Below are 7,296 nucleotides of genomic sequence, written 5' to 3'. Positions count from 1 at the left end.
AGATCCTGCCAAAGATGGTACCCAGATTGACGCCAGAATAGTCTGCGTAAGAAATCGCTCCAACCGCAAAGACTGGATCGCTCTTATTTGCACGGACATGACGATCGATGAAAATGAGATCATCAGAATTTACGGCAAAAGATGGGACATCGAGGTCTTCTTCAAGACCTGCAAGAGTTTCTTGAAGCTTGGCACTGAATACCATGGTCTTTCATATGATGCATTGACTGCCCATACAGCTTTTGTCTTTTTGCGCTACATGTTCATGTCAGTTGAGAAGCGAGATGATGAAGATGATAGGACTATGGGCGAGCTATTTTACTGCATGATAGACGAGCTTGCGGACATCACTTTCAATCACTCCCTTCAGATCCTGGTAGAAGCCATGTTCGAGAGCGTGAAAGAGATCTTCCAACTGACAGAAGAGCAGATGGAAAGATTCACCAACGCTTTCATTTCTCGCCTTCCGAAGTACATGCAAGAGGCTATATCGCCATCACTAGCAGCTTAATTGAATATTTACTGGCTAAACTATTGAGTTTTCAAGGCTTCATAGTTTTTTTGATGTGGGAAGTTTAAGGAAATAAATTTAAGGAATCATTCATCCTTACACAAACTATTTTACAGTCTCCAATTATTCAACCGATTTTCTAGTAAAGATTATTTGATTATTACTAAAGATATTAAAAATCCATATTATTTATCGTTTAAACTAGAAAAAGTTGCTCATTTGACTAATATTCTTGATGAATTAGGGATAGAGATTCAAGAATTAAAGCAAATAGAGGATAGAACTATCGTAATAACTAAGGCTATTAATCAACTGCAATTAGAGAAATTGAGCGCTGCTAATGTAAAACTAATGGCCAAATATAAGATTTTATAATGGAGGAGTTATAAAAATGATTATTAAGACACCAGCTTCAACTGCCAATTTAGGACCGGGTTTCGATTCTTTAGGTATGGCCGTATCGCTTTATTTAGAAGTGGAAGTATTAAACATCTCTGATCATTTTCAGGTGGATCATGTGATGCCAGATATTCCCCATGATGAAAATAATTTAATTGTGAAAACGGCTTTAACAGTTTATCCAGGATTGCAACCTCTTCATTTACGAGTAAAAAGTGATATTCCATTAGCGCATGGCTTAGGAAGCAGCTCTAGTGCAATTGCTGCAGGAATTGAATTGGCTAATCATTTTGGTAAGTTAAATTTGTCAGATAAAGAAAAAGTACAAATTGGAGCAAAAATTGAGGGCCATCCAGATAATATTGCGCCAACAATTTTAGGTGGTTTAATTATTGGAACGGAAATTGACAATCATTTTGATACTATTAAAGCACCGTTGCCTAATTTCTCTTTGGTGGCTTATGTGCCGGAATATAATTTGCCTACAAAGAAATCACGTAATGTTTTGCCTGAACATCTGGATTTTAAGACAGCTACACATGGTTCAGCTATTGCTAATACTCTGGTAGCAAGCTTATTTACACAAGAGTATCAAATGGCAGGCGAGCTCATGGAAAATGATGTTTTTCATGAAAAGTATCGTGAACGGCTTGTACCAGAGCTTTTGCAAGTCCGTGAGGTTGCACATCAAAAGCATGCTTTAGCAACATATTTAAGTGGTGCAGGTTCAACGATTATGACCTGGATTGAAGATGAACATGTTAAAGGCTTTTTATCAGGTTTGAGAAAACACGGATTAAAAGATAAGACATTAGTACTTAAACCAGATAATAATGGCGTCCAAATAATTGAAGATTAATAAAATGACCTTGATTAACTAAAATCAAGGTCATTTTTTAATTATCGAAAGTTTCGATAAATGAATCGCCGTCTACAAGTACTCGTTTGGCATTGACAGCGTACCAATATGGAATAACTACAGTATTATCTTTTTTTTCTAATTTACAATCGGCTATATCTAGAACTTCATCTAATTTATTTTCTGGAACTTGAGGATAAAGTTTAAGAAAAGCTTCTTTGGTCATGCCATTTTTCTTGAAGCCGCTACTTGGGTAATTATCTATAGTAATATCTTGAAAATCGGAGAGATCGTATCTAGGTTTAAAGTCATCATCAAAATATTTTATTTCAATATTTTCAATTTCCATAAATGCACCAAGTTGATTAGCCATGTGAGGTAATTTGTTAGCTAATTGTTCAATTGTAAAGCCATTAGTAGTATCTGTTTGTTCACGATGGTGCTTGAGCCATGCCTGCCTTATATCATGAGCATCGCTACGTTTTAAGATAATATTTTTAACTCTTTTAATTAAATCTTCGTGTTTTTTAACAGCTTTTTGCCATTCGATTCTACTAGGATATAGCTGTCTGTAACTAACGGGGAAGGGACGATTAATAATATTGAAAATAAAGTTTAGCTTATCTGTAGGATAAGACTCTAACTCATTTTCTCGCCAAACTAATTGATAATATGAACTCATCGAAATCCGCCTTTCTATTTAACTAAATTATAAACTTTAATTAAATGAAGCGGCAGAAAAGGGGCAAACTTTTGAAGAAATTGAATAAATAAAGTAAGCCTACATTGGCGATATCTAACCAATATAGGCTTATTAATAAATTGTATTTAAACAATCTCTTGCTCCTTGAAGCGTCCATAGACCTTCTCAACTTCACTTACGCTCATAAAGGCATATGGATCTGCTTTTTGAACAATTTGACGAATGTCATACATATCGTAACGATCGATGATCGTGATCAAAACAGTCTTTTCAATATGGCTATATGCACCTTCAGCATCATGCAAAATAGTTATCCCGCGGTGCATCCGGCTTTGAATACCATCGATAATATGTTGGGGATGCTGAGTTACAATCATTACTTGCATCTTCTGGTGTTGCGTATAGACAGCATCGATTACTCGGCCATTGATAAAAATTGTTAAGGCGGAGTATAAAGCACGTGTCCAACCGAACATGTAACCAGCAGCGGCAATAATGATTAGATTGATAAAGATATTGAATTTACCGTAGCTAATCCCAGTTTTTTGTCTGATAACAATTCCGATAATATCTAAACCACCGGTTGAAATTCCATTTTTAAGTGCTAAACCTGTACCGATACCATTAATTGAAGCACCGAAGATGGCACAGACAAGTGGGTCTAGACGCATTTGCCATGGCTGAATCCAATGCATCATGAACGAACCTAAAACAACGGCTACAATAGTAAAAATTGTAAATTTATGACCAATTTTGAACCATGCCAAAATGAATAATGGAAAGTTCAATATAAAGTACATAAATGATGTTGTTAATGTGAAGGGAAGATAACGTTCACTGACTGTGTTGATTAACTGAGCAAATCCTGTGATCCCGGATGAATACATGTGTCCAGGTGTCCAGAAAAAATTCAATGCAATAGCAACAGCAATTGAATAAAAGAAAGCAGCAGATAATTTTGAAAGAAAATTATAGCGTCTGTTAAATTTATCTAATTGATCCATTTATTGTCCTTTTTAGTTGCGACAAATATTATGCAACATTTGTACAACGAAATTATGTTTAATGAATGATATACTAAGTTTAACAAAAGTTGTGTCAGGGACCAATAAAAAATTCCTATACTACAAATATTTTATTTGCCGAGTATAGAAATTTTACTTTGAATATCCGTGATTATGTTAAGTACTATTTCTTTTCATTATAATATTTTTTGATTACATTAATAGGATTTAGCCAAGTGCCATTATCAACGTTCCAGTTTTTGCATGGGAAACCATGTTTATTAATGTAATCTTTGTTGGTTTTAGTTAATCCTAAATGTAAATGAGAGCCGGTCATTTTGCCGATCTTTTGACCGGCTTTAATCTTTTGACCTTTCTTAACGTAAATGTCTTTCTTTTTAGTAAATCCTTCTTGGTAAACTTCAACGTATTTATCAGGACTGATTACCCAAATGAACCAACCAAGTCCGCTACCGTAAGCAACTTTTTTAACAGTACCTGCGTGAATAGCATAAACGTTAGAACGTCCAACTTCAGAATAACCAAAGTCCCAACCATCATGGAAATAATAAGGTGGGTTAGAAGAACGCATATAATCAGTCATACCAAAAGTTTGAGCTTTAAACATTGGACGCACGCCATGTTTTTCACAAGCTTTGAATGGATAGCACCATTTATATGTTTTCTTTTCTTTAACATTTTCTGTAGTGACTGCAAGGGAAGAGTCTTCCGCTGTGTCTGCAGACACGACATTTGCAATATTAAAACTTGAACCTACTAAAACTGTCCCCAATAAAGTAATAATTGTTTTACGAAATTTCATCTATAGTAATTTCAGGTTGCGCCTGATTATTCATCCTCTCTATATGATCTAGACTATTGTAGCGCATTTGTTTTACGAGATAGTTACAAATTTCTTTCTAACGTATATAAGTTAAAATTAGTCCAAAAGAAAATCACTCTGAAAGAACTTCAAGAGTGATTTGAAATTATTTAGTTATCTGATTATTTTGCATAGTCATCAATGCCCAAGTGTTCCAGAATAAGAGCTGCTGTTTCTTCAATTGAACGGTGAGCAACATTGATTACGTAACAGCCTAGCTTCTTGTAAAGTTCTTGAGCTGATTCAAGTTCCTTGTTGATTGAATCCATGTTGGAGTAAGTAGTATCAGGGTTTAGACCATAAGCAATCATTCTTTGACGTCTGATTTCGTTTAAAACAGATGGGTCATTGGTTAAACCGATAATCTTTTTAGGATCGATTTCGTAGATTTCCTTTGGAATATGAGTTTCTGGAACTAAAGGTAAGTTAGCAACTTTTAAATTCTTGTTAGCTAAGAATAGTGAAAGTGGAGTCTTTGAAGTACGTGATACCCCAAGTAACACTACATCTGCTTCTAAGAATCCTTTTGGATCTTTACCATCATCGTACATTACGGCAAATTCCATTGCAGAAATTCTGTCAAAGTACTTTTGGTTTAAGCTGTGTTGTGCTCCGATCTTTTGATCAGGAGTCATATGAGTAGTTTGTTGAATTGCCTCAACTACTGGTGAGAAGATGTCAACGCATTGAATGTTATGCTCACGTGCAAATTTAATTACGGGCATTTGCATCTCATCTTTTACTAAACTATAAATGATCACTAAATTAGGATATTTTTCGATCTCCTCCAAGACTTCATCAAGTTTATCCTTGCTAGTAATAAATGGATAACGACGATAATTAATTTGGGCCTTTGGAAATTCGGCAGCAGCAGCAGTAGCGTTGCTGAATGCAGTATCACCAGCGGCATCTGAAATAATGATGATATTTACTTCATTTTGGTCTTTTGTTTCTGCCATATAATAGCACCTCTTTCTGAAATAATTATACTATTAATGAAAGCGGATTAACAAGGAAATTCGTTAAGCTAACATGTAACAATTATATAGAATGATTAGATTTAAATTTAAGGTTAAATAAAACTGATAAAATGTAAGGGCTTAAAAATATCCCGGATTTTATAAAAAATATTATAAGAATGTATTGACCCGTAAAATTAGTTTGGTATAATTTAAGTAAATGTATGGCGTAACGCCAAGAAATGGAAGGAGGGATCACACATGGCTAAGACAATCGTTCACGAAAACGAGTCTATTGATGATGCTCTTCGTCGTTTCAAGCGTTCCGTTTCAAGAAGTGGTACCTTACAAGAATACCGCAAACGCGAATTCTACGAAAAACCAAGTGTTCGTAGAAAGTTAAAGTCTGAAGCTGCACGCAAGCGTAGACATTATTAATATACTGAAAGCTCACCCGGGAATGGGTGAGTTTTTTTATACTTTCATTTTAGTTATGCGTATAGTTTGTTATAATACTATTGGGTTTTTAATAGAAAGAAGGATGCATATTGAGTTTGTCAGATAAGATCATGACTGATATGAAAACAGCCATGAAAAATCATGATAAGACTACGCTTAATACTGTCCGGATGATTAAATCTGCTTTGATGAATGAAAAAATCAAGTTGGGACATGATTTAACTCCAGATGAAGAATTAACGGTTCTTAATCGTGAGAAAAAGCAAAGAGAAGAATCAATCGAGGAATTTACTAAAGCCAAACGTACTGAATTAGTTGAAGAAACTAAGAAGGAATTAGCTGTAGTAGAAAAGTATATGCCTAAACAAATGAGCAAGGAAGAACTTGAATCTGCTGTTAAGGAAACGATTGATGAAGTTGGTGCCAAAGGTAAGTCTGATTTTGGTAAAGTAATGAAAGCATTGATGCCAAAAATTAAAGGACGTGCCGATGGCAAGGCTGCTTCACAAACAGTTCGTGATCAGCTGAATTAGTAGTAACAAGAAGGAGCGGGTCTTTTTGGCTCAAACAACTTTTATACCTCAAAAGGTAGAAGACATTCAAAAATTAGTTGGAGTTAATGATGGAAATCTAAAGCTTCTTTCAGAGGGTTATGATTTGTCTATTTCGGATACTGGCAATGAGATTGTAATTGTTGGAGATGATGAGGCAAATATTAAAAAGGCTATTGCTGTTTTAAAAGCGTTAGACAATGTTGTGAATACCGGCGTTAACGTTGGTGCGCCCGACACTGTGAGTGCGATGAAGATGGCGGATAAGGGTACAACTGAGTACTTTGCAGATCTGTATAAAAAGGTTTTAATTCGGGATGCTAAAGGTAGACCAATTAGAGTCAAAAATATGGGTCAAAAGCGTTATGTTGAAGCCATTGATAAATCTGATGTTGTTTTTGGAATAGGACCAGCCGGAACAGGTAAAACTTTTTTGGCTGTTGTCTGTGCAATCGCCGCCTTTAAAAAGGGTGAAGTTTCCCGCATAATTTTGACTAGACCAGCTGTAGAAGCTGGCGAGTCATTAGGCTTTTTGCCAGGAGATCTAAAAGAAAAAGTTGATCCTTACTTAAGACCAATTTACGATTCTTTGTACGCTATTCTTGGTACTAATACGACTGACCGCTTGATGGAACGTGGTGTAATTGAGGTTGCCCCACTTGCTTACATGCGTGGACGTACTCTTGATGATGCCTTTGTAATTCTTGATGAAGCCCAAAATACTACAGATGCACAGATGAAGATGTTCTTAACACGTCTTGGATTCAACTCTAAGATGGTCGTAAATGGAGATATGACTCAAGTCGATTTGCCGGGACGACAGCATAGCGGTTTGATCGATGCTAAGCATATTTTAAAGAATATCGACCAAATTAAGTTTATCAACTTCTCTGCAAATGATGTCGTTCGACATCCTGTAGTTGCCAAAATTATTACTGCTTATGAAAAAGAGGACATTAAAAATTAAA

The 7,296-nt window shown here is 35.5% G+C and carries 9 protein-coding genes and 1 pseudogene; 6 read left to right on the top strand and 4 right to left on the bottom strand.

Going from position 1 to position 7,296, the window contains the following annotated elements; genetic code table 11:
- The 3 genes and pseudogenes from CP357_RS01100 to thrB all read left to right on the top strand — a co-directional run.
- Positions 1–511, top strand: a pseudogene (locus CP357_RS01100) (transposase); the annotation flags it as partial.
- A 153-nt stretch (positions 512–664) separates the two neighbouring features.
- Positions 665–886 carry a hypothetical protein gene (locus CP357_RS01095; RefSeq protein WP_098036340.1) on the top strand — a complete coding sequence of 74 codons (222 nt, stop codon included), beginning with the start codon at positions 665–667 and terminating at the stop codon, positions 884–886.
- A gap of 16 nt (positions 887–902) precedes the next feature.
- Positions 903–1,769, top strand: coding sequence for a homoserine kinase (thrB, locus tag CP357_RS01090; protein ID WP_056945524.1), 867 nt, complete (start codon positions 903–905; stop codon positions 1,767–1,769).
- Positions 1,770–1,806: 37 nt separating this feature from the next.
- Here the strand turns inward: thrB and CP357_RS01085 are convergent, their stop codons facing one another.
- From CP357_RS01085 to CP357_RS01070, 4 genes are all read right to left on the bottom strand, one after another.
- The gene (locus CP357_RS01085; RefSeq protein WP_098036339.1) at positions 1,807–2,451 is read right to left on the bottom strand and encodes a temperature-sensitive replication protein; all 645 of its coding nucleotides are present in this window, start codon (positions 2,449–2,451) and stop codon (positions 1,807–1,809) included.
- A 146-nt stretch (positions 2,452–2,597) separates the two neighbouring features.
- Positions 2,598–3,476, bottom strand: a complete 879-nt coding sequence (locus CP357_RS01080; protein ID WP_098036338.1) for a YitT family protein — start codon at positions 3,474–3,476, stop codon at positions 2,598–2,600.
- Between the two features lie 184 nt (positions 3,477–3,660).
- Positions 3,661–4,299, bottom strand: a complete 639-nt coding sequence (locus CP357_RS01075; RefSeq protein ID WP_098036337.1) for a M23 family metallopeptidase — start codon at positions 4,297–4,299, stop codon at positions 3,661–3,663.
- 182 nt (positions 4,300–4,481) lie between these two features.
- Entirely contained in the window at positions 4,482–5,318 is an 837-nt protein-coding gene (locus CP357_RS01070) for a pyruvate, water dikinase regulatory protein (protein WP_025005640.1), read from the bottom strand.
- A gap of 261 nt (positions 5,319–5,579) precedes the next feature.
- Here CP357_RS01070 and rpsU point away from each other — a divergent pair, with 261 nt between their 5' ends.
- The 3 genes from rpsU to CP357_RS01055 all read left to right on the top strand — a co-directional run bounded on the left by rpsU (position 5,580) and on the right by CP357_RS01055 (position 7,295).
- Positions 5,580–5,756 (top strand): 30S ribosomal protein S21, encoded by a 177-nt coding sequence (rpsU, locus tag CP357_RS01065; RefSeq protein WP_002880182.1) that lies wholly within the window; start codon positions 5,580–5,582, stop codon positions 5,754–5,756.
- A gap of 110 nt (positions 5,757–5,866) precedes the next feature.
- Complete coding sequence (locus CP357_RS01060) at positions 5,867–6,310, top strand: GatB/YqeY domain-containing protein (protein ID WP_087235510.1); 444 nt, start codon at positions 5,867–5,869, stop codon at positions 6,308–6,310.
- A 25-nt stretch (positions 6,311–6,335) separates the two neighbouring features.
- Positions 6,336–7,295 carry a PhoH family protein gene (locus tag CP357_RS01055; RefSeq protein WP_087176056.1) on the top strand — a complete coding sequence of 320 codons (960 nt, stop codon included), beginning with the start codon at positions 6,336–6,338 and terminating at the stop codon, positions 7,293–7,295.
- Position 7,296: the final 1 nt, after the last annotated feature.

It is taken from the genome of Lactobacillus sp. UMNPBX6, from assembly GCF_002553975.1.
Classification (GTDB): Bacteria; Bacillota; Bacilli; order Lactobacillales; family Lactobacillaceae; genus Lactobacillus; species Lactobacillus gallinarum.
Note: the sequence above shows the minus strand (reverse complement) of the source record. Positions and strands in the feature narration are given on the sequence as shown.

Bases quoted from the DNA above. Each gene is read 5' to 3' on its own strand.
- thrB (WP_056945524.1), top strand. From the start codon at position 903: ATGATTATTAAGACACCAGCTTCAACTGCCAATTTAGGACCGGGTTTC.
- CP357_RS01085 (WP_098036339.1), bottom strand. From the start codon at position 2,451: ATGAGTTCATATTATCAATTAGTTTGGCGAGAAAATGAGTTAGAGTCT.
- CP357_RS01080 (WP_098036338.1), bottom strand. From the start codon at position 3,476: ATGGATCAATTAGATAAATTTAACAGACGCTATAATTTTCTTTCAAAA.
- CP357_RS01075 (WP_098036337.1), bottom strand. From the start codon at position 4,299: ATGAAATTTCGTAAAACAATTATTACTTTATTGGGGACAGTTTTAGTA.
- CP357_RS01070 (WP_025005640.1), bottom strand. From the start codon at position 5,318: ATGGCAGAAACAAAAGACCAAAATGAAGTAAATATCATCATTATTTCA.
- rpsU (WP_002880182.1), top strand. From the start codon at position 5,580: ATGGCTAAGACAATCGTTCACGAAAACGAGTCTATTGATGATGCTCTT.